Origin of the sequence: Bordetella genomosp. 9 (genome assembly GCF_002261425.1) — a bacterium.
Classification (GTDB): Bacteria; Pseudomonadota; Gammaproteobacteria; order Burkholderiales; family Burkholderiaceae_B; genus Bordetella_C.
Window position 1 is genome coordinate 872,024 of the sequence record NZ_NEVJ01000002.1, and the last position, 20,908, is coordinate 892,931.

Sequence of the window (20,908 nt, forward strand, 5' to 3'; positions counted from 1 at the left end):
TGACTACGTGAATCGTAGGGCCGGCAAGGCCTGTTCAAGCCGCCGGTTCGGCGTCCGCCGTATCGGCATCCAGGTTCGCTTCGGCGTCCGGACCGCTGCGCTGCTGGCGATGCCACATGCTCGCATACACGCCGTCGCGCGCCAGCAGGTCGGCATGGTTGCCGCGTTCCACCACCTGGCCGTCGCCCAGGACGATGATTTCATCGGCGTCGACGATGGTGGACAGCCGGTGGGCGATGATCAGCGTGGTGCGGCCGATGCTGACTTCCCGCAGGTTGGCCTGGATTTCCCGTTCGGTGTGTGTGTCCAGGGCGCTGGTCGCTTCGTCGAAGACGAAGAGCGCCGGCCGCTTCAACAGGGTACGGGCGATGGCCACCCGCTGCTTTTCGCCGCCCGACAACTTCAGGCCGCGTTCGCCGACCACGGTGTCGTAGCCGTCCGGCATGTTCATGACCAGCGTATGCACGTGCGCCATGCGTGCCGCGGCTTCGACCTCGGCATCGGTGGCGCCGGGGCGGCCGTAGGCGATGTTGTAGCGGATGGTGTCGTTGAACAGCACCGTGTCCTGCGGCACGATGCCGATGGCCGCGCGCACGCTGGCCTGCGTGACCTGGCGTATGTCCTGCCCGTCGATCAGGATGGCGCCGCCGCCCACGTCATAGAAGCGGAACAGCAGGCGCGCCAGCGTCGATTTGCCGGCGCCGGACGGGCCCACCACGGCCAGCGTCCTGCCCGCCGGAATGGTGAAATCCACCCCTTTCAGTATCGCGCGCCGTTCGTCGTAGCCGAACGTGACGTCGCGGAACTCCACGCGTCCGCCATCGATCCGCAGGGCGGGCGCGCCCGGCGGATCCTGGATTTCGCGATCTTCGCCCATCAGTTCGAACATGCGCTCCATATCGATCAGGGATTGCTTGATCTCGCGATAGATGAAGCCGAAGAAGCTGAGCGGATCGTAGAGCTGCAGCAGATAGGTGTTGACCAGCACGAAGTCGCCCAGCGTGTACTGGCCACGCGTGATGCCGCGAGCCGCCATCCACATGACCAGCGTCAGGCCCACCGAGATGATGACGGCCTGGCCGATGTTCAGCAGCGACAGGCTGACCTGGCTGCTGACCGCGGCCCGCTGGTACTGCTTGAGCGACACGTCGTAGCGGCGCGCTTCATGTTCTTCGTTGCCGAAATACTTGACGGTCTCGTAGTTCAGCAGGCTTTCGACCGCCTTTGTGTTCGCCTCCGAGTCGGTCTCGTTCATGCGGCGGCGGAACTTGGTGCGCCATTCCGTGATGACCAGCGTATAGGCCAGGTACAGGATGACCGTAACGGCGGTGGTCAACGCCAGCCAGATATCGAACATGCGCCATAGCAGGATGCAGACCAGCGCGATTTCGAACAAGGTGGGCAGGACGCTGAACAGCAGATACTGCAGCAAGGTCTGGATGCCGCGCGTGCCGCGTTCGATGGCGCGCGTCAGCCCGCCGGTGTGCCGGCCCAGGTGGAAGCGCAGGGCCAGCGCGTGCACGTGGCGGAATACCTGCAGCCCGACTTCCCGCACGGCGTGCTGGCCGACGCGTGCGAAGACGGCGTCGCGCAGTTCGGAAAACAGCAGGGACATGATGCGCGCGCCGCCGTAAGCCAGGATCAGCCCCAGGGGCAGCGCCGCGGGACCGGCGCCGGCGCCCTGGTTCAGCGCATCGACCGCCGACTTGTACAGAATGGGAATGTAGACCGTGGCGGCCTTCGCCAGGAACAGGAAGACGACGGCGGCGATGACGCGCAGCTTCAGGTCGTTGCGGCCGGCGGGCCACAGATAGGGGCCCAGCGCGCGCAGCGTGGCGATGCTGCCGCGCGGCATCGCTGGGGATGGCGTGGATGAGGAAGCGGAAGGGGAAGCCATGATGTTGCCGGAAAGGCGGCGATGGGAAGCCGCCATTATCGTTCATGGCCTGACCTGGGCCCGCCTTGTGGCGCGCTCCACGGCGTGGCTGTCGTCCACGGCTGGACCAGCGGCGCGATGCGGCGCCGTTGGATCCCGGTTATCGTAGCGTCGTCGACCGTTACGATACCCAGGCCATGACGCGCACCTTGCAGACTTCTCATCCGGACAGCCAGATCGAACAGGACCGCGCAGGGCAGGCGCTGCGCGCCATCGCGGAACAGGACGGCGAACTTCGGGCCTTCGTGTGGCGGGCCGACGCCGTCGACGCGGCGCCTGCCGCGGGCGGCCCGCTGGCGGGCATGCCGTTCGCCGTCAAGGACATCATCGACGTCGCCGGCATGCCGACCTGCTACGGCGCGCGCGAGATGGTCGCGGACCTGAAGCAGTTCGACGCTGCCTGCGTCGCGCTGTTGCGCGAGGCGGGCGCCGTGCCCGTGGGCAAGACCGTCACCGCGGAGTTCGCGCATGTGGTGCCCGGGGCGACGCGCAACCCGCACCTGCCCACCCACACGCCGGGCGGTTCTTCCAGCGGTTCGGCCGCGGCGGTGGCCGCCGGCATGGTGGATATGGCGCTGGGCACGCAAACGGGCGGTTCCGTCATCCGCCCCGCCGCGTTCTGCGGCGTGGTCGGGTACAAGCCCTCATTCGGCCGCGTGCATCGGGGCGGCATGCAGGTGCTGTGCGACACCCTCGACACCCTGGGCTGGTTCACGCGCACGGTCGACGAGACGCTTGCCGTCGCCGCCGTGCTGATGTCGCTGGACCTGGCGCCGGGTGCGCGCCCGGCCCCGGCGGGCCGCACGCCCAGGGTGGCGGTGCTTTCATGCAGCCGCCTGGGCACCCTCAGCGCGGCCGCGCAAGACGCCTTGGAACGATGCGTCGATCGCCTGCGGGCGCAAGGCGCGTCGATCGTGCGTCCGGACCTGGACGACGACGTCGATGCGCTGGTGGCCGCGCATGCGACGGTGATGCGCTACGAGTTCGCCCGCGGCCTGCTGCCCATCGTGCGCACGCGTCCGCAAAGCGTGCATGCGACCACGCGCGAAACCGTGCGCAAGGGCCTGGCGATCGGCCACGGCGATTATCTTGAACAGCAGCATCTGCGCGCCCAGGTGGCGGCGCGTTGGGCGGCCCGGCTGGCCGACGTGGATTTCATCGTGACACCCAGCGCGCCGGGCGAGGCGCCGGCCGGCCTGGACAATACGGGGTCGTCCCTCTACAACCGCATCTGGTCGCTGCTGGGCTGGCCCTGCATCCACTTGCCGACCGCCCAGGGCCAGCTGGGCCTGCCGGTGGGCGTGCAATGGGTCGGGCTCCCCGATACCGACGCGGCCCTGCTGCAATGGGCCGCGGCGCTGCACGCGAGCATCGATACCCGCGCCGCGCGGTGATCGTCCGCCGGCCGTGGCCGGGTCAGCCCTGCGGGTCCGTCCGCGCTTCCTGCGCGAGGAAAGCGCGTAGCGCGTCGACGTCCGTGCGTCCATCGGCGTCGTCGCGCGCCAGCCTTTCATACAGGCGCGCGGCGCTTTCGAAGAACTGCTGCCCGCTTTCATCCGGCGCCAGGAAGGCGGCGATTTCTTCCATCTCCGCGACCCAGCGATAGGCCTTGCCGAACATGTCCGGCACGCTGCGCGAGAAATGCTTGAGCAGGTGGGGCTGGCTTTCGGCCAGTTCCTCATAGAGCGCCCGCGCGGTGCCGTTGCGCGAGGCGCCCAGCATCATGATCGACCCCAATGCCACCAGGCCCTTGGTGATGCCCGCATAGGACATCTTGAGCGCCGACGCCTCGCTGATCTGTTCCGACAGCACGCGCACGCGCAGGCCACCTTCGCGCAGCGCCGTGACGGCGCCGGCCGCGGGGCCTGAACAGTACAGGGCCGGCCCGGGCGTCGCCGGCCGCGGCGGGCCGCCTATGATGCCGCCATCGACGAAGGCCGCGCCGCTGTCCTGGATGATGGCGGCGACCTGTTCGGCCGTGCGCGGATTGACGGCATTGCAATCGACATAGACCGGCGCGCGGCCGTGCTCCTTGAACAGCGGCGCGAACCGCCGCGCCAGACCGATGGCTTCGGCCGGGGGGACGATGGACAGGAAAAGGTCGGCATGCGCCAATTCGATATCGGTACGATGGTGCATGCCGCACTGGCGCGCCCGTTTGGCGCTGGCCTCGCTGCGGCCGGTGATCGAAGTAAGCACCTGGAACCCGTGTTCGTCCAGCCGCTTGCCGATGGCGCTGCCCATGGCGCCCGGCGCGACGATGGCGACGCGTGGCTTCATATCGGTCTCCTTGGTTCGAGTCAGGCGGGTGGTCGCATCACTGTACACCCAGGCGCCGGGTTGGCGGACAGCCGCGGGCGGGCGTCACGACGCCGCGCCGCGATCGCGCCGGGCCGTTTAAGATCAATGCAGTGGCACGCGCGGCGGACGCCGCCGGCGTGTATTTCGCGGTACGGAAATAGTCATGCTTATCGATGTCGAACGGTTTGCACGCAATACGCTGGGCCGGGACTGGGCCGTGGGGGATATCCACGGCCATTTTTCGCGCCTGCGCGCCGCGCTGGACGTCGTGCGCTTCGATCCCGAGCGCGACCGCCTGTTCTCCGTGGGCGACCTGACCGACCGCGGGCCGGAATGCCACGAGGCCCCGCGTTGGCTGGCGCAGCCATGGTTTCACGCGGTGCAGGGCAATCATGAGGACTATGCCGTGCGCTACGTGCGCACGGGAATGGTCGATACGGAGAACTGGCGCGTCAACGGCGGCGGCTGGTTCCTGGCGCTGTCGCCGGAAGACCAGCGCACGCACGCGGAAACCTACGCCAGGATGCCCCTGGTGATCGAGGTGGAAACCGCGGATGGCCTGGTCGGCCTGGTGCACGCGGATTGTCCGGTGCGGGATTGGAACAAGCTGGCGCGCTACCTGCGCGATCGCTACAAGCGCGCGCGCGGCATATGCCAGTGGTCGCGCGAAAGGCTGGCGCGGGGCGACGCGTCAGGCGTGCGCGGCATACGCGCGGTGGTGGTCGGGCATACGCCGCTGGCCACGCCGACGGTACTGGGCAATGTCTACCACATCGATACGGCGGGCTGGATGCCGGACGGCTATTTCACGCTGCTCGACCTGGCCACCCTGCGCACCACGCCGCGCGAGCTGGTCCAGGAAGCGGTATTCGGCTAGCGGGATGCTGGGGCGTACGGCAGGCCACGCCCGCGCGCCCCGGAGCGCGCCAGCGTGCCAGCGTGCCAGCGTGCAATGGGCTCAGGGCCGCACCGCCATCGCGGTTGCCGGCTGCAGCGCCGCGCCGCCTGAAAAGGCGCTGCGAGGCGTGGCGGCGTTGGTGGCATCGACGCGCGGCACCGGGATGGGCGGGATGGCCGTCGGCGTGGCCTGCGAGCCCTGCGAGCCGGAGGCGGCGCCCACCGCCGGCGACGGGCGCGGCGGCCTGCCGTCATCCGCCTGCGGGACGGGAATGGGCGGGAACGCCGAGCCACCCGTCGCACCGCCCGGGGGCGGGTTGCCCGCGGGCGGCGTGGCCGGCTGCCCGTTGTTCATCATCGGCACGCCGCCCGTGCCGCCCCGGTTCAGGAAGTCACCCAGGGGATCCTCCGTGGGCAGGTCCAGGGACGCCACGGCCTGTCCGGGCGGGAACTCCGACAGATAGTATTCGCCGTTGGCCGTCAGGATGTTGTCCGGCAGCGGCCGCTTGGGCGCCACCGGGACGCCCTTGAGCGCCGTCTGCATGTATTGCAGCCACGCCGACAGGGTCAGCCCGGCGCCGAACTCGTTGGAACCCAGTGACTTGGGTTGGTCGAAGCCCATCCACACTGTCGTGGTCAGCGCGGGCGTGTAGCCGGAAAACCAGACGTCGACCGAATCGTTGGTGGTGCCGGTCTTGCCGGCCACATCGTCGCGCTTGAGCACCTGGCGCGCACGCGCCGCCGTGCCGTAGGTGGCCACGCCGCGCAGCATGTCGTCCATGATCCACGCCACGCGCGGATCGACCACGCGGTTGGCGTCGTCGCCGGCATGCTGCGGCTGCGATTGCATCAACACCTTGCCGCTGCTGTCCGTGACCTTGTCGATCAGGAACGGCGTCACGCGATAGCCGCCGTTGGCCCAGACGGAGTAGGCGTTGGCGACCTGCAGCGGCGTCGCCGAACCCGCGCCCAGCGCGATGGGCAGCACCGCGGGCCAGCGGTTCTTCTCGAAACCGAAACGGGTCAGGAACTCCTGCCCGTACGCGGGCGTGATCGCCTGCAGGATACGGATGGAGACCATGTTCTTGGACTTGTACAGCGCCTGCCGCAGCGTCAGCATGGGCTCATAGGCGTTGCCGTCGTTCTTCGGATTCCAGGCCTTGGAACCGGTCTGTTCCGCGGTCAGCGAAAACGGCATGTCGGATATCTGCGTGGCCGGCGTCAGTCCGCGTTCCAGCGCCGCGGAATAGATGAAGGGCTTGATATTGGACCCGGGCTGGCGCCACGCCTGGACCGCGCGGTTGAAGTTGCCGCGATAGAAATCGAAGCCGCCGATCATGGCGCGGATGGCGCCGTCGTCCGGCACTTCCGACACCAGGGCGCCCTGCAGCGTGGGCATGTTCAGGACTTCCCAGCCGTCGCCGTTCTTGTGCACGTACACCACCGATCCGCGGCGCAGGCGTTCGTCGTCCTTGGCCTTGGGATTCAAGGCGCGCGCGACGACGGACAAGGCTTTCTTGTCGTCGATGGTGATGATCTCGTGCGACCCGCGCGCCACCGTGATGGACGTGGGGCTGGCGGCCAGCACGACGCCCATGTACATGTCGCCGCTGTCGGGATATTTGTCCTGCAGGCCATCGATCAGGTCGTCCAGCGCCTGCGGGTCTTTTTCGATGTCGTCGGGCAGGTCGATCTGGTCTTCCGGACCCGGATAGCGCGCGCGGCGCGTGTAGTCCAGGATGCTGGCGCGCACCGCCTGGTAGGCGGCTTCCTGGTCCTTGGCGTTGATCGTGGTGTAGACGTTCAGGCCGCGCGAATAGGTTTCGTCGCCGAACATGCCGTACATCAGCTGCCGCGCCAGTTCGGCGGGATACTCGCCATGCACGCGGAAGGCGTTGGCGCCCGTATCCGTCGTGCCGCGTATCGTCAGCGGCTGGGCCATGGCGGCCTGGTACTGTTCTTCGGTCAGGTAGCCCAGCGCGCGCATGCGGCCCAGCACGTAGTGCTGGCGGATCTGCGCGCGCTGCAGGTTGGTGATCGGGTTGTAGCGCGACGGCGCCTTGGGGATCCCGGCCAGGACGGCGGCTTCCGCCGGCGTCACGTCGGCCAGCGGCTTGCCGAAATATGTACGCGCGGCCGCCGCGAAACCATACGCGCGATGCCCCAGGTAGATCTGGTTCATGTACAGCTCCAGGATCTGGTCCTTGGTCAACGCGGACTCGATCTTGAAGGTGAGCAGCAGTTCGTACAGCTTGCGCGTATAGGTCTTTTCGGAAGACAGGTAGAAGTTGCGCGCCACCTGCATGGTGATGGTGCTGGCGCCTTGCACCTTGGACATGCTGAGCGCGTTGGTGGCCATCGCGCGGAACACGCCGGTCCAGTCCACGCCGCCATGCTGGTAGAAGCGGTCGTCTTCGGCGGACAGCACGGCGTGCTTCATCACGTCGGGGATCTCATCGAAGCGCAGCACGTTGCGGTGCTCTTCGCCGAACTCGCCGATCAGGACGTTGTCGGCGGTGTAGACCCGCAGCGGGATGCGCGGCCGGTAGTCCGTCATCGCGTGCAGGTCGGGCAGGCTGGGCCAGGCCAGCGCCACCGCGAGGCACAGCGCGATCAGGCCGCACGCGCCCAGGCCGGCAACGACGATGCCCGCCTTGATGGCGAGGCGTGACAGGCTGAAGCCCGTCTTGGTCTGTGGTTGGGCTTGCTTGGATTGCGGGTGGTTGGTCATTCGCTGGCGAAACTGGGGCAGAGCTGCATAGACCCGGCCCGATCGGTGAAGGTTTCAACAACGTGCATTATCGCAGGCCGGGCCAGCGCGAGCGCGTATGGGGACGGAGCGGGGCGGTGTCGCGTGCGATGCCGCCAAACATCGGGCAGAAGCTGACTTCAACCTGAAACTGGCTGGTTCAGATAGGTGTTGGGCGTGGTGCCCATCGCCCGCCGAAACATGGCGGCGAAGGCGCTGGGACTGCGGTAGCCCAACTCGGCGGCGATCCGCGCCACCGGCTGCCCCAAAGACAGGCGCCCGACCGCGTCCGCCAGCCGCACCTGCTGCACCCATTGCCGGTAGTTCAGGCCGAGTTCGGCCTGGAACAGGCGGATCAGCGTGCGGCCGCTGGCGCCGACCTCCTGGCCCCAGTCCTCGATGGTGCGATCCAGCCCCGGTTGGGCCAGGATCGCGCGGCATACCGCCTGCAGGCGCCGGTCTGTGGGCCAGGGAATATGGATGGGGAGCACCTTGGCTTCGGCCAGTTCGGCCAGGGTCAGGGCCGCGATCTGTCCGGCACGGCCGGCCATCGGATATTCGATGGGCAGGCACATCAGCGCCAGGATCAGCTCGCGCAGCAGGCCGTTGACTTCGATCACGCAGCATTCCGGCCACAGGTTGCGGGCGGCCTCCGGGGAGACGTAGAGGGTCCGCATGGATACCGGGCCGACCATCTCCACCTGATGCTCGATGCCGGCCGGCACCCAGAAGGCCCGCCGGGGCGGCAGCGCCCACATGCCTTGCGCCGTGGTCACCCGCATGACGCCTTCCACGGCGTAGAGCAACTGTCCGCGCGGGTGTTGGTGCGGCCCGGTGGTGTCGCGCGCGGTGAATTCCTTGGCCATGGCGGTGACGGCGCGCGGCACGCCCTGGTAATCGTCGGCGTCGATGCTGCGGGAAGGGTATGCGGCGGGGGGGTGAGCGGGCATGACGTTGGCGTTGGCGTTGGCGTGGGCGTGGGCGTGGACCGGACCAGACGATCAGCCGCTAGTGTCACTTAAACGATGAAGGTTGTCACCCCGCCGATCGCATGACTTATTACACTTCGGGTTACCCCTTATCACTACTTTTTTTGGCCATGAACGCTCCCTTGCCGAATACCGCAACGGTTCCCGCCGCCGCCACGCCGGCCGCGCCCATGCCCGCGGCCCAGACGTCCACCGCATTCAAGGTGCTGGGCGCGATCAGCGTGGCGCATCTGATGAACGACATGATCCAGTCGATCCTGTTGGCCATCTATCCGATGCTCAAGGACTCGTTCTCGCTGAGCTTCAGCCAGATCGGCTTCATCACGCTGACCTATCAGATCGCCGCGTCGCTGCTGCAGCCCTGCGTGGGGCTGTACACGGACAAGCGGCCCTTGCCGTATTCGCTGCCGGTGGGCATGGGCTTCACGCTGGTCGGCCTGCTGCTGTTGTCGGTCGCGCCGTCGTATCCCTACATCCTGCTGGCGGCGATCCTGGTCGGGACCGGTTCGTCGGTGTTCCACCCGGAATCCTCGCGCGTGGCGCGGATGGCGTCGGGCGGGCGGCATGGACTGGCCCAGTCCCTGTTCCAGGTCGGCGGCAACGTCGGTTCCGCGATGGGGCCGCTGCTGGCGGCCCTGGTCATCATTCCGCACGGGCAGGGCAGCGTGGCGTGGTTCTCGCTGGCGGCCTTGTTCGGCATGCTGGTCCTGATCGGCGTCGGTCGCTGGTACGCCGGCAACCGCTGGCGCCTCAAGCCCAAGGCGCGCGCGGCGGGCGGCCCGGCGCCGCTGAGCCGCAAGCGCGTGGGGCTCACGCTGGGCGTGCTGGCGGTGCTGATCTTCTCCAAGTACTTCTACCTGGCGAGCCTGAACAGCTACTTCACCTTCTACCTGATGGACAAGTTCGCGCTGCCGGTGCGTTCGGCGCAGCTGTACCTGTTCATCTTCCTGGCGGCCGTGGCCGTAGGGACGGTGGCGGGCGGGCCGATCGGCGATCGCGTCGGCCGCAAGGCGGTGATCTGGACTTCGATCCTGGGCGTCACGCCGTTCACGCTGGCGCTGCCGTACGCGAATCTGTTCTGGACGGGCGTGCTGGTGGCGATCATCGGCTTGATCCTGGCGTCGGCGTTCGCCGCCATCGTGGTGTATGCGCAGGAACTGGTGCCGGGCAAGGTGGGGACCATCGCCGGCCTGTTCTTCGGCTTTGCCTTCGGCATGGGCGGCGTGGGCGCCGCGGTGCTGGGCCATATCGCGGACATCACCAGCATCACCTACGTCTACAAGCTGTGCTCGTTCCTGCCCTTCCTGGGGATGATGGCGATATTCCTGCCCGACATGGAACGCGGCGGCCGGCCCGCCAGGGCCTGACCGCCGGCCTCAAGCCTTGAACTGCAGGATCAAGGCTTGAGGTGTTGCACGAAGAACTTTTCCATGGCTTCGTAGAACTCGAACTTGTTCTCGTCGTTGTGGAAACCGTGGCCTTCGTTGTCCTTGACCATGTATTCCACTTCCACGCCGCGCGCGCGCAAGGCCTCGACGACCTGGTCGCTTTCCGCCTTGTTCACGCGCGGGTCTTTGGCGCCCTGCGCAATGAACAGGGGCGTCTTGATCCGGTCGACGTGCAGGGCCGGCGACGTGGCCCGCAGCCGCTCCTGGTCTTTTTCCGGATTGCCGACCATGTCGTACATCTTTTCCAGCAGCGGCTTCCAGTAGGGCGGAATCGTGTTCATGAAAGTGAACAGGTTGGACACCCCGACATAGTCGACCGCCGCGGCGTACAGGTCGGGCGTGAAGGTGATCCCCGCCAGCGTCGCGTAGCCGCCATAACTGCCGCCGTAGATGCCGATGCGCTTGGGATCGGCGATGCCCTGCGAAATCAGCCACTGCACGCCGTCGGTGATGTCGTCCTGCATCGCCAGGCCCCATTGCCCGAAGCTGGCTTCCCAGAACTTGCGTCCATAGCCCGTGGAGCCGCGGAAGTTGATCTGCAGCACCCCGAAGCCCCGGTTCGCCAGGAACTGGGCTTCGGCGTTATAGCCCCAGCTGTCGCGCGCCCACGGACCGCCATGGGGATTGACGATGATGGGCAGGCCGCGCGGTTCCCGGCCCACGGGCAGCGTCAGGTATCCGTGCAGCGTCAGGCCGTCGCGGCTTTGATAGGTGATCGGTTGGACCGGCGCCATGTCGGCTTCCGGCAGGGCGGGATTGATGTCGGCCAGCTTGACCAGCGTGTCGCTCTTGACGTCGTATACGTAGCGTGAGCCCGGCGTGCGGTCGTTGTACGCCGCGACGATGAACTTGTCTTCGGCGCGCGTCTCGCCCTGCAGCGCGAATTCATAGCCCTGCAGGCGGTCGGCCAGTTTGCGGTAGATGCCTTCGATCTGCATGTCGAAGAACTTGCGCTGCGGCTTGTCGGTTTCGTAGGTCGCCACCGTCAGCACCTTGCGACGGCGCGAATAGCCCAGGCCGCCCAGGTCCGCCTTGCGCGGATCGAAGAGCATTTCCTCCACGTCGGGCTGGGCGGGATCGATGCGCACCAGCGCCAGCGTGTCGCGGCCGCGGTTGCTCAGCGCATAGAGCTGCTTGTCGTCGAAGGTGAACAGCGCCGGGCTGACGGTGGTGCGATAGTCGGTGGTGATCAAGGGGCGGAAGGGCTGCTCTTCGTCGTCGCGGTACAGCAGCGTCGTGTTCAGGCCGTCGCTGGTGATCGCGGCGCGCACCTTGCCGGCGTGGTCGGTCTGCCAGCCCACCACATTGCCGGGGTTCTGCGCCACGCGCACCGATACGCCGGTGTGGACGTTCACGCGGTAGACGTCGAAGACCTGCGGGTCGCGCTGGTTATGGCTGATCAGGATGTGCTGGGGATCGTCTTCCAGGTCGTCCGCGATGCCGGCGCGCACCTGCTCGAACGGCGTCAGGTCCACGACCTTGCCGTCGTGCACGTTGACCGCCAGGACGTGGAAATTCTCGTCGCCGCCGAAATCCTTGGCGTAGAGGATGGTGTCGGAGCCCTTCCATACGTAGCTGCCGATGTCGCGCGCCGTTTCGCTGGTGATCTTGCGGGGCTCGCCTACCGGCGTGGCGCCTTCCAGCGACTGGACGAAGATGTTCATGCGCGGCGGTTGGCCTTCCACGCTGACCGGGCGCATGAAGGCGATCATGCTGCCGTCGTCGGACAGGCGGAAATAACCGCGGTCGGGATTGCGGAAAAAATCCTTCAGGGGGTACTGCCGCGGCGCCGCGGCGGGCGCGCCGGGCGTGGCGCCGATCAGGGTCGCCGCCAGCAGGGTGCGCGTCATGAATTTGAACAATGCGGTCTCCTTTTGAGTCGCCGTGTGGTCCGGTGGCGCGGTGTGCGCGCAATCCGTTCGATGATGCCACGCCACGCGGGGGCATGTCGAACCGGGCGCCCGGCAACCCGCGCCGCGCCGGATGAGGGATAATTGCGCCTCCTTGATCGGAGGACCTATGTTCAGGATATATGCCGCGGCCGCCATGCTGGCCTTCGGCCTGGCCGGATGCACGTTCGGCATCGCGCCCGGCCGCGTGTCGCCGTCCGGCGATTACAAAATCGCGGTCAACTACCAGTCAGCCTACAGCGTCGCCAAGGCCCAGGCCGAGCAATGCCTGACCGGCAAGTCGGCCTATCGGGTGGTGGGCAATCTGGATACTGTCGGCCGCAAGGGCCAGGTAAAGGTACTGGCACCGTTTACCGACAACAATATCGCGCTGGTCAACCTGTCGGCCATCGACGATCAGAATACGGATGTACACATCGAAATGTGGGGTGAGGGCATCTGGAATGCCGACGCCGTGACCGCGATGCGCGACGCCATCCGATTCCAGATTCCGGCCTGCACGTCCTACATGCCGTCCGATCCCACGGTCAAGAGCAAGCCGGCCCGCTAGTCCGTTCCCACCCGCGCCGGCTGCCCGGCGCCGGGCTTGGGGCGGACGATACGGAAGGTGCCGGAAGCCTTGCAGACCACCTCGCCACCGGCGTTGCGGATCTCGCCTTCGCAGAACGCGATGGAGCGGCCGCGCTTCAGGCAGCGCGCCTCGATGACCAGGTCGCCATCGGCGGGCGTGAAGAAACTGGTGGTCATATCTATGGTGGCCATGCTGACGCCCGGCTCCATGTCGGCGCGGGCCGCGGCGCTGAGCGTGAAATCCAATACGCTCATCAGGGTGCCGCCGTGCACGTCGCCGCGGCTATTGGTAAGCTGCACGCGCCAGGGCAGGCGGGTCCGCGCCAGGCCGGGTTCGATATGATCGGGCAGCAGCCCCAGGTACTCCATCAGCGGGATGTGGGCGCCGAAGTAATCGGTGCCGGTGCTCGGGTTGTCGCGGTGCTTCGTTTCCATAAGCGTTCGGTTTGTCGTTGATCATCACCATGCGGAAAATCGTACATATCGACATGGACGCCTTCTACGCGTCGGTCGAACAGCGCGACGATCCCACGCTGCGCGGCCTGCCCGTCGTGGTGGCCTGGAAGGGGCCGCGTTCGGTGGTGTGCGCGGCGTCGTACGAGGCGCGCCGCTTCGGCGTGCATTCGGCCATGTCGGTGGCGCGGGCGCTGCGCCTGTGTCCGCAGGCGATATACGTCGCGCCGGATTTTACGCGGTATCGCGACGTTTCCCGCCAGGTGCGCGAGATATTCGTTCGCCACACGGACATCGTCGAACCGCTGTCGCTGGACGAGGCCTATCTGGACGTCACGTCCAACAAGCTGTCGCTGCCTTCGGCCACCGAGGTGGCGCAGATCATACGGCGCCAGATCCGCGAGGAAACCGGCTTGACGGCCTCGGCCGGCGTGGCGCCCAACAAATTCCTGGCCAAGATCGCTTCGGACTGGAACAAGCCGGACGGCATTTTCGTGGTGCGGCCGCGTGATGTCATGGCCTTCCTGCGGCCGCTGCCTGTGCGCAAGGTGCCGGGGGTGGGCAAGGTGACGCAGGCGAAAATGGAAGAGCTCGGCATCCTGACGGTGGGCGACCTGGAGTCGCGGCCGGTGGACGAGCTCGAGCACCACTTCGGCCGTTATGGCCGCCGCCTGCATGAACTGGCGCATGGCATCGACGATCGCGCGGTGGAGGCGGACCAGGTGGCGCAGCAGGTCAGCGCCGAGACGACTTTCGAAACGGATTTGCGGCTGGAAGAGCTTGGCGAAGCCATCGGCCGGCTGGCCGAACGCGTATGGGAGCAGGCCTCGCGCAAGCGGGGCATCGGCCGCACGATCACGCTGAAGCTGAAGACCGATCGCTTCCGGCTGCTGACGCGCAGCCATACGCTGCCGGGCGCGCCGGCGTCGGCGCAGGCGCTGGCCGAGATGGCCAGGCAACTGCGCGGCCGCGTGGAATTGCCGGCTTCGACGCTCTACCGGCTGGTGGGCGTAGGAATGAGCAACTTTCCCGACGGCGAGGATATCGCGCGACAGGTGGAGCTGTTCGGCGAGCTGGGGTAGGCCCACCCCAGTCGCGCCGCGGCGGGGTCAGGCCAGGCGGCTCTTGACCTGTTGCGATACGGCGGACATGTCGGCCTTGCCGGCCAGGGCGGGCTTCAGGATGGCCATGATCTTGCCCATGGCGGCGGGGCCCGTCACGCCCTGCTTGTGGACTTCGTCCATGGCGGCGGCGATCGCGGCGTCGATTTCCGCCGGCGTGGCGGCCTGCGGCAGGAATTCCTGCAGCACGGCCAGTTCGGCTTTTTCCTGTTCCGCGGTTTCGGTGCGGCCGGCCTGTTCGAATGCGGCGATGGATTCGCGCCGCTGCTTGACCTGCTTTTCGACGATGGCGGTGACTTCGGCGTCGCCCAATTCGCGGCGTTCGTCGACTTCTTTCTGCTTGACCGCGGCGGACAGGAAGCGCAGCGTGCCCAGCCGCGCCGTATCCTTGGCGCGCATGGCGTCCTTGATGGCGGCGGCCAGGGTTTCTTTGAGCGAGGAAGTGCTCATGGGGAGACCTCGTACTTGGCTGGAATCATGATGGCGCCGCGCCCCGTGCTGGCGGCGCACGGAGCGCGGCGCGACATCCGTATTATGACCCGTCGCGCGCGGCGTCCGCGCGCGCCGCACTTACTTGACCGTGGCCAGGTCGCCCTTGAGCGCGACCCCGGCGATCACGCCGCCGGCATGGCACTCGTAGTTCGCCGGGTCGCGGTTGACGTTCTTCTTGTAGTAGCTGACGATGTTGATCACCGCATTGGCGCCGGCTTTCTTGGCGGCTTCCTGCAGCGAGATCAGGGCGGACTGCGCGGCCCAGTCGCAGGCCTTTTCGTCGCTCTTGCCGAAGGCGTTGGTCTTGCGGTTGGTGACGACGTTGGCTTCCAGCACCTTGCCGGACGGGCCGCTGCCGGCCAGGTAGAACTTCACGCTGCCATCGAGTTTGCCGCCTTCGGTGGCGTTCTTCACTGCTTCCTGGAACGACTGCATGACCGTGCGGTCGGCGGCGTGAGCGGCGGGCGCGCAGGCCAGGGCCAGGGCCAGGCATGCCAGGGATTTCAGGCTCGGGGACATCGGCAAAGCTCCTTTGCGGTTGAGAAAAAACGTTAACGCCAGCGGCGGAAGATCAAGGACGTGTTGATGCCGCCGAAGGCGAAGTTGTTGTTCATCACATACTCCGTGGACAGCGTCCGGCCCCCGTCGCGCAGGTAATCCAGCGTGCCGCAGCGCGGGTCGACGTGCTCCAGGTTGAGCGTGGGCGCATACCAGTCGCTGTTCATCATCTCGATGCTGAACCAGGATTCCAGCGCCCCGCAGGCGCCCAGGGTGTGTCCCAGATAGCTTTTCTGCGAGCTGATGGGGATCCCGGTGCCGAAGACCGCCTGGGTAGCCAGCGTTTCGGCGATGTCGCCCTGTTCGGTGGCGGTGCCATGCCCGTTCACATAGCCGATCGCCGACGGCGCCAGGTCGGCGTCGCGCAGGGCCATTTCCATGGCCACCTGCATGGTGGCGGCTTCCGGCCGCGTGATGTGGGTGCCGTCCGAATTGCAGCCGAAGCCGACGATTTCGGCGTGGATGCGGGCGCCGCGCGCTTGCGCGTGGTCCAGGTCTTCCAGCACCAGCATGCCGGCGCCTTCGCCGACGACCAGGCCGTCGCGCGCGCCGTCGTAGGGGCGCGGCGAGCGCTCGGGCGCGTCATTGCGCTGGCTGGTCGCGTACAGCGCGTCGAAGACCAGGGCTTCGCTGGGGCAGAGTTCTTCCGCGCCGCCCGCCAGCATGAGCGCCTGGCGGCCATAGCGGATCGCTTCGAAGGCGTAGCCGATACCCTGGCTGCCGGAGGTGCAGGCGCTGGACGTGGGAATGATGCGGCCCTTCAGGCCGAAGAAAATGCCGATGTTGGCCGCGGTGGTGTGCGGCATCATGCGCACATAGGAATTGGCGCTCAGGTCGTCGGTGACGCCATTCAGCAGCATATTGCCGAAGGCCTTGATTTCCGCCGTGCTGCCGGTGGACGAACCGCACGCCACGCCCATGCGGCCGTCGGCGATGCCCGGATCGTCCAGCAGGCCGGCGTCGGCCAGCGCCATTTCGGCGCTGCGCACCGACAGCTGCGATACCCGGCCCATGCTGCGCAGCTGCTTGCGCGTCCAGTGCGCGGGCGGCGCGAAGCCATGCACGGGGCCGGCCAGGCGCGTGCCCATTTCCGCATAGCGTTCCCATTCGGGCATGTACTGGATGGCGTTGCGGCCCGCCTCGAACGCGGTGCGAACCGTGCGCCAATCGTTGCCCAGTGCGCAGATGCCGGCCATGCCGGTGACGACGACGCGCTTCATCAGCAGAGACCTCCGTTCACGCCCAGGACCTGCCGCGTGATGTAGGCGGCGGCCGGCGACAGGAAAAACGCCACCGCGGCGGCGACTTCGTCGGGCGTGCCCATGCGGGCGGCCGGGACCGCCTTCAGGATTTCATCGACCGGGACGCCGTCGTCGATCATGTCGGTGTCGATCAGGCCCGGCGCCACGCAGTTGACGGTGATGCGACGCTTGGCGAGCTCCACGGCCAGGGCCTTGGCCGCGCCGATCAGGCCGGCCTTGGAGGCGCTGTAGTTGACCTGGCCGCGATTGCCGATGATGCCGGAGACCGATGTCAGGCAGACGATGCGCCCCGGCGCGCGGCGGCGGATCATGGGCATGATGACGGGATGCATGACGTTGTAGAAGCCGTCCAGGTTGGTGCGCAGGACGTCGTCCCAATCGTCGCCGCTGAGCGCCGGGAAGGCGCCGTCGCGCGTCAGGCCGGCATTGAGCACAACCCCGTAGTAGGCGCCGTGCGCGTCCATGTCGGCATTGAGCGCGTCCGCGGCGGCGGCGCGGTCGCGCACGTCGAATTGCAGCACGCGCGCGGGCTGGCCGAGTTCGAGCGCGGCGTCGCGCACGGCTTCGGCTTCTTCGCGCCGCGCGCGGCAATGGATGATGGGGGTATAGCCCGCGCCGGCCAGGGTCAGCGCGATGGCGCGGCCGATGCCGCGGCTGGATCCGGTGACGAGTACCGGCAAGGCCTTGCCGTCCATGGCGCCGGGTTCCGGCGCGGTTGCGTGTGCGGGATCAGTCATGGCGCGGGGGTGCGGTGTGCGGATGAAGGCGAGGGTTCGGCCTCGCGGGTGAAGGCGCCGGCGTCGGCGGGACGATAGACGTTCAGCCTGGCCTGCGCCAGCAGATCGTCGCCGTGGCGCAGCTCGCATTCGAACACGCCCATGCCGGCGGCATCCTGCAGGGATTGCGCGACGCGGACCGACAGCCGCGTGCCGGCCGCGAAGCGATCCACATGGCAGTCGTAGCGGCGGGTGCCCAGCAGAAAACCCAGGCCGACCTGCTCGCCCTGGCTGCGCGCCTGGCATCCTGCCCAGGCGCCTACGGCCTGCGCCATGATTTCCAGGCCCATCCAGGGCGGCAGGCTGCCGTCGGGGCTGCTGTAAAGGCCGTCCGGCCGGACGACGGCGGTGGCGCGCAGGGATTCCTCATCCCAGTCGTCCACGGCATCGAGCAGGATGGCGTCGCCCGAGTGGGGCACGAGCTGCGCCACGGGCCAGGGGCAGGCGCTCATGTGCCGGCTCCCAGGACCAGGCTGGCATTGCTGCCGCCGAAAGCGAAGGAATTGCTCATCACGGTACGCGGCTTGTCCGCCGGCAAGCGGCGCCCGGGCGCGGTCAGGTCCAGCGCCGGCAGCGCTGGGTCGGCGGCGCCGTCCCAGCGTTGCGGCGGCAGGCGCCCGGCCAGGCTGCCGTCGGCGACGACGGCCCAGCACAGCGCGGCTTCGATGGCGCCGGCAGCAGCCAGGGTATGGCCGGTCAGCGGCTTGGTCGACGCGCAGGCGACGCCTTGCGGGAATACGGCATCGACCGCCTTGCTTTCCATCGCGTCATTGTGCTGCGTGGCGGTGCCGTGCAGATTGAGCCAGCCGATGTCCGTGGGCGCCAGGCCGGCATCGGCCAGGGCGGCCTGCATGGCCTGCGCCGCGCCCGCGCCGGTGGGATCCGGCGCCGACATATGCCAGGCATCGGAACTGGCGCCGCCGCCCAGCAGGGCCACGGCCGGGCCATCGGGCCGCTGGCGCCGCATCAGGAACAAGGCCGCGCCTTCGCCGATGTTGATGCCGTCGCGGTGCGCGGAAAAAGGATTGCAGATGCCCTGCGACAGGGCTTCCAGGGCCGCGAAGCCGTTGATCGTCAGCGGGCACAGCGAGTCCACGCCGCCGCAGATCACGGCGTCGCAGGCCCCGCTCGCCAACAGGCGCTTGGCGGTCAGCAGCGCCCGCGCGCTGGACGTGCAGGCGGTCGACAGGGTATAGGCGGGACCGGCCACGCCCAGCCAGTCCGCCAGGAAAGCGGCGGGCGACGCCAGCGCCTGGCGGCGATAATCGTATTCGGGCGGCCACGCGCCGGTGCGATCCAGCACCCGGTAAGCGTGCGCGTTCTCGTTCACGCCGGAGGTGCTGGTGCCCAGCACGATGCCCACGCGCGACGGGCCGAATTCCGCGATCGCCGCGCGCAGCGCGGTTTCGATCTGCAGGGCGGCATCCAGCAGCAGGCGGTTGTTGCGGCTGTCGTAGTGGGGAGGCATGTCCGGCGGCAGCGCGGGCAGATCGGCTGGCGCGACGCCGAGCACGATGCGGCGTCCGGCGATCCAGCCATCCTGCGCCTGCATGCCGGCGCTGTCCGCACGCAGCGCCGCGGCGGCCGCCGCGTCGATGCCGCGGCCCAGCGCGCAGACGATTCCGGGCGATTCCAGCCACGCCGTCATGGCATGTCCTTCAGCGGTTCCACCCGCCATGTCGTGCCGCCGCCCGTGGTGATCGCGAAGGTGTCGGCGGGCCCGCCGGCGGGCCACGTCACGCGCCAGCGCACGTTGCAATCGTCTTCCATGACGCGTTCGCGGCCGCCGTCGGCGGTGGCGCCCTGGCGCCAGGTTTTGCCGGCATAGGCGGATGCCAGCGAGGCCTGCGGCGTCCAGGCGAACAGAATGGCGGAGAACAGCTCGCTGGCCTGCGCGTTGGGGCGCATGAAGCCATCGTTGCGCCACTTGCCGTCCTGCAGGATCTGCCGCGCCATGGGCATGCCCAGCGGATCGAACATCGACCACCGCGTGGCATCGGGTCCTTCCGCCTGCACGACCAGCAGGGCGTCCTGCCGCGCCTGGCCAGGGGCCTGCAGGCTGACGTGGGCGCGGCGGGGCAGGCCGAGTTCGGCCTGGCTGACCGGCGTGGGCGGCACGCTGGCGCAGCCCGTGAGCCACAGCAGCGCCAGGACGGACAGGGCGGTGTACAGGCGGCGGCGGGAAGTCTGGAATAGCGTCATAGGCGGCAGATCTCCGCCAGCGTGCGCAGGCGGCGCGCATGCTCGGCGACGAAGGGGTTGTTCCTGTCCCAGGCGTAGCCGGCCAGGATGGAGGAGATCATGCGGCGGATGTCCGGCTGGGCGCGTTCGTAGAACACCACGTCGCGGAAGGCGCCCGTGTACCAGCCTTCCACATAGGTGCGGAAGGTCTCGACGCCCACCATCAGGGGATCGGCGAATTCGCGCTGCCAGTCGACCGCCGCGCCGCCCAGCTGCCGGTGCAGCGCGTCGGCCGCCAGCTTGGACGAATGCAGCGCGATGGTCACCCCGGACGAAAACACGGGGTCGAGGAATTCGGCCGCATTGCCCAGCAGGGCGAACCCCGGCCCGTGCAGCGACGTCACGCTGGCGGAATAGCCGCCTATCGTGTTGGCGGGTGTGTCCCAGACGGCATGGGGCAGCAGGCGTTTCAGGTTGGGCGCGCCATCCACCAGCTCGCGCAGCCGCGCCATGGGATCGGCGGCTTCGCCGATCAGTTCGGCGCTGCCCACCACGCCCAGCGAACAGCGGCCGTTGGAAAACGGAATGGTCCAGAACCAGATGCTGGGCTCGTCCGGATGCACGCTGATCAGGATTTTCTGGCGGTCGAAGCCGGCATCGTCGATGCGATCCTCGATATGCGTGAACAAGGCCTTGCGCGGCGGCAGGCCGCTGGGGCGTTCCAGATCCAGCAGGCGCGCAAGGACACGGCCATAGCCGCTGGCGTCCAGGACGAAACGCGCCGCGATCCGGCGCACGGGCGCGTCCGCCACGCCGGCCGCGCGCACCGACAGCAGCGGCTGGCCATCCGTCCCGGCGGCGGAGAAATCCGCCGCCACGACTTCCTGTTCGTATTGCACGTCGGCGCCCAGGCGCGCCGCTTCGTCCGCCAGGATCTGGTCGAAGCGCGAACGCAGCACCTGGAAGGTCGTGCCGGGGCCGGGGGAAAACTTGTCGCGGAAATCGAAGGCCGTGTAGCGGTCGCCCCAGGCGAAGGCGGCGCCATTCTTTTCCTGGAATCCGGCGGCGCGCACCGCCGGCAGCATGCCGGCTTCGTCGATGAATTCGATGCAGTGCGCCAACAGGCTTTCGCCGATGGAGAAGCGCGGAAAACGCTGGCGCTCCAGCACCAGCACGTCATGCCCATGGCGACGCAGCAGCCCCGCGGCGACTGCGCCAGCGGGGCCGGCTCCGATGATGACGACTTCTCGGTGTTCCACGGTATG

19 protein-coding genes are annotated in these 20,908 nt (G+C 68.0%); 5 read left to right on the plus strand and 14 right to left on the minus strand.

Annotation, left to right across the window (positions count from 1 at the left end; genetic code table 11):
• Positions 1–34 precede the first annotated feature (34 nt).
• Positions 35–1,897, minus strand: coding sequence for an ABCB family ABC transporter ATP-binding protein/permease (locus CAL26_RS10165; RefSeq protein WP_179283314.1), 1,863 nt, complete (start codon positions 1,895–1,897; stop codon positions 35–37).
• 176 nt (positions 1,898–2,073) lie between these two features.
• Here CAL26_RS10165 and CAL26_RS10170 point away from each other — a divergent pair, with 176 nt between their 5' ends.
• Positions 2,074–3,330, plus strand: coding sequence for an amidase (locus tag CAL26_RS10170; protein ID WP_094847022.1), 1,257 nt, complete (start codon positions 2,074–2,076; stop codon positions 3,328–3,330).
• 22 nt (positions 3,331–3,352) lie between these two features.
• Here CAL26_RS10170 and CAL26_RS10175 read toward each other — a convergent pair whose 3' ends face one another.
• Complete coding sequence (locus CAL26_RS10175; RefSeq protein WP_094846741.1) at positions 3,353–4,216, minus strand: NAD(P)-dependent oxidoreductase; 864 nt, start codon at positions 4,214–4,216, stop codon at positions 3,353–3,355.
• A gap of 184 nt (positions 4,217–4,400) precedes the next feature.
• On the opposite strand from CAL26_RS10175, the gene CAL26_RS10180 reads away from it, so the two are divergent.
• Complete coding sequence (locus tag CAL26_RS10180; protein ID WP_094846742.1) at positions 4,401–5,114, plus strand: metallophosphoesterase; 714 nt, start codon at positions 4,401–4,403, stop codon at positions 5,112–5,114.
• 81 nt (positions 5,115–5,195) lie between these two features.
• On the opposite strand, the gene CAL26_RS10185 is transcribed toward CAL26_RS10180, so the two are convergent.
• Together CAL26_RS10185 and CAL26_RS10190 are read right to left on the minus strand one after the other, a co-directional pair.
• Positions 5,196–7,865 carry a penicillin-binding protein 1A gene (locus CAL26_RS10185; RefSeq protein WP_094846743.1) on the minus strand — a complete coding sequence of 890 codons (2,670 nt, stop codon included), beginning with the start codon at positions 7,863–7,865 and terminating at the stop codon, positions 5,196–5,198.
• Positions 7,866–8,023: 158 nt separating this feature from the next.
• Entirely contained in the window at positions 8,024–8,833 is an 810-nt protein-coding gene (locus CAL26_RS10190; protein WP_094846744.1) for an AraC family transcriptional regulator, read from the minus strand.
• A 149-nt stretch (positions 8,834–8,982) separates the two neighbouring features.
• Between CAL26_RS10190 and CAL26_RS10195 the strand changes: the two genes are divergently transcribed.
• Complete coding sequence (locus tag CAL26_RS10195; RefSeq protein WP_094846745.1) at positions 8,983–10,239, plus strand: MFS transporter; 1,257 nt, start codon at positions 8,983–8,985, stop codon at positions 10,237–10,239.
• Between the two features lie 29 nt (positions 10,240–10,268).
• Here the strand turns inward: CAL26_RS10195 and CAL26_RS10200 are convergent, their stop codons facing one another.
• Positions 10,269–12,170: an alpha/beta hydrolase family protein gene (locus tag CAL26_RS10200; protein ID WP_373454469.1), complete on the minus strand. Its 1,902-nt coding sequence runs from the start codon at positions 12,168–12,170 to the stop codon at positions 10,269–10,271.
• Positions 12,171–12,339: 169 nt separating this feature from the next.
• On the opposite strand from CAL26_RS10200, the gene CAL26_RS10205 reads away from it, so the two are divergent.
• Positions 12,340–12,780: a BPTD_2524 family lipoprotein gene (locus tag CAL26_RS10205; RefSeq protein WP_094846747.1), complete on the plus strand. Its 441-nt coding sequence runs from the start codon at positions 12,340–12,342 to the stop codon at positions 12,778–12,780.
• Here the strand turns inward: CAL26_RS10205 and CAL26_RS10210 are convergent.
• Positions 12,777–13,235, minus strand: a complete 459-nt coding sequence (locus CAL26_RS10210; protein WP_094846748.1) for a PaaI family thioesterase — start codon at positions 13,233–13,235, stop codon at positions 12,777–12,779. The genes CAL26_RS10205 and CAL26_RS10210 overlap by 4 nt on opposite strands.
• Before the next feature lie 29 nt (positions 13,236–13,264).
• Here CAL26_RS10210 and dinB point away from each other — a divergent pair, with 29 nt between their 5' ends.
• A complete protein-coding gene (gene dinB / locus CAL26_RS10215) occupies positions 13,265–14,335 on the plus strand; it encodes a DNA polymerase IV (RefSeq protein WP_094847023.1) in 1,071 nt (356 codons plus the stop codon).
• Between the two features lie 27 nt (positions 14,336–14,362).
• Here dinB and CAL26_RS10220 read toward each other — a convergent pair whose 3' ends face one another.
• From CAL26_RS10220 to CAL26_RS10255, 8 genes are all read right to left on the minus strand, one after another.
• On the minus strand, positions 14,363–14,824 hold the full coding sequence (locus CAL26_RS10220; RefSeq protein ID WP_094846749.1) for a GatB/YqeY domain-containing protein: 462 nt from the start codon (positions 14,822–14,824) through the stop codon (positions 14,363–14,365).
• A gap of 120 nt (positions 14,825–14,944) precedes the next feature.
• A complete protein-coding gene (locus CAL26_RS10225) occupies positions 14,945–15,385 on the minus strand; it encodes an excinuclease (protein ID WP_094846750.1) in 441 nt (146 codons plus the stop codon).
• Between the two features lie 32 nt (positions 15,386–15,417).
• Positions 15,418–16,644, minus strand: a complete 1,227-nt coding sequence (locus CAL26_RS10230) for a beta-ketoacyl-ACP synthase (RefSeq protein ID WP_094846751.1) — start codon at positions 16,642–16,644, stop codon at positions 15,418–15,420.
• Positions 16,644–17,381, minus strand: coding sequence for a 3-oxoacyl-ACP reductase FabG (fabG, locus tag CAL26_RS10235; protein ID WP_094846752.1), 738 nt, complete (start codon positions 17,379–17,381; stop codon positions 16,644–16,646). Before fabG ends, CAL26_RS10230 begins: the two co-directional genes overlap by 1 nt.
• Positions 17,382–17,419: 38 nt before the next feature.
• Entirely contained in the window at positions 17,420–17,914 is a 495-nt protein-coding gene (locus CAL26_RS10240) for an ApeP family dehydratase (RefSeq protein WP_094846753.1), read from the minus strand.
• Positions 17,911–19,110 (minus strand): beta-ketoacyl-ACP synthase, encoded by a 1,200-nt coding sequence (locus CAL26_RS10245; RefSeq protein ID WP_094846754.1) that lies wholly within the window; start codon positions 19,108–19,110, stop codon positions 17,911–17,913. The genes CAL26_RS10240 and CAL26_RS10245 overlap by 4 nt, the downstream gene beginning before the upstream one ends.
• Positions 19,107–19,664 carry a hypothetical protein gene (locus CAL26_RS10250; protein ID WP_094846755.1) on the minus strand — a complete coding sequence of 186 codons (558 nt, stop codon included), beginning with the start codon at positions 19,662–19,664 and terminating at the stop codon, positions 19,107–19,109. The genes CAL26_RS10245 and CAL26_RS10250 overlap by 4 nt, the downstream gene beginning before the upstream one ends.
• On the minus strand, positions 19,661–20,902 hold the full coding sequence (locus CAL26_RS10255; protein ID WP_094846756.1) for an NAD(P)/FAD-dependent oxidoreductase: 1,242 nt from the start codon (positions 20,900–20,902) through the stop codon (positions 19,661–19,663). Before CAL26_RS10255 ends, CAL26_RS10250 begins: the two co-directional genes overlap by 4 nt.
• Positions 20,903–20,908: the final 6 nt, after the last annotated feature.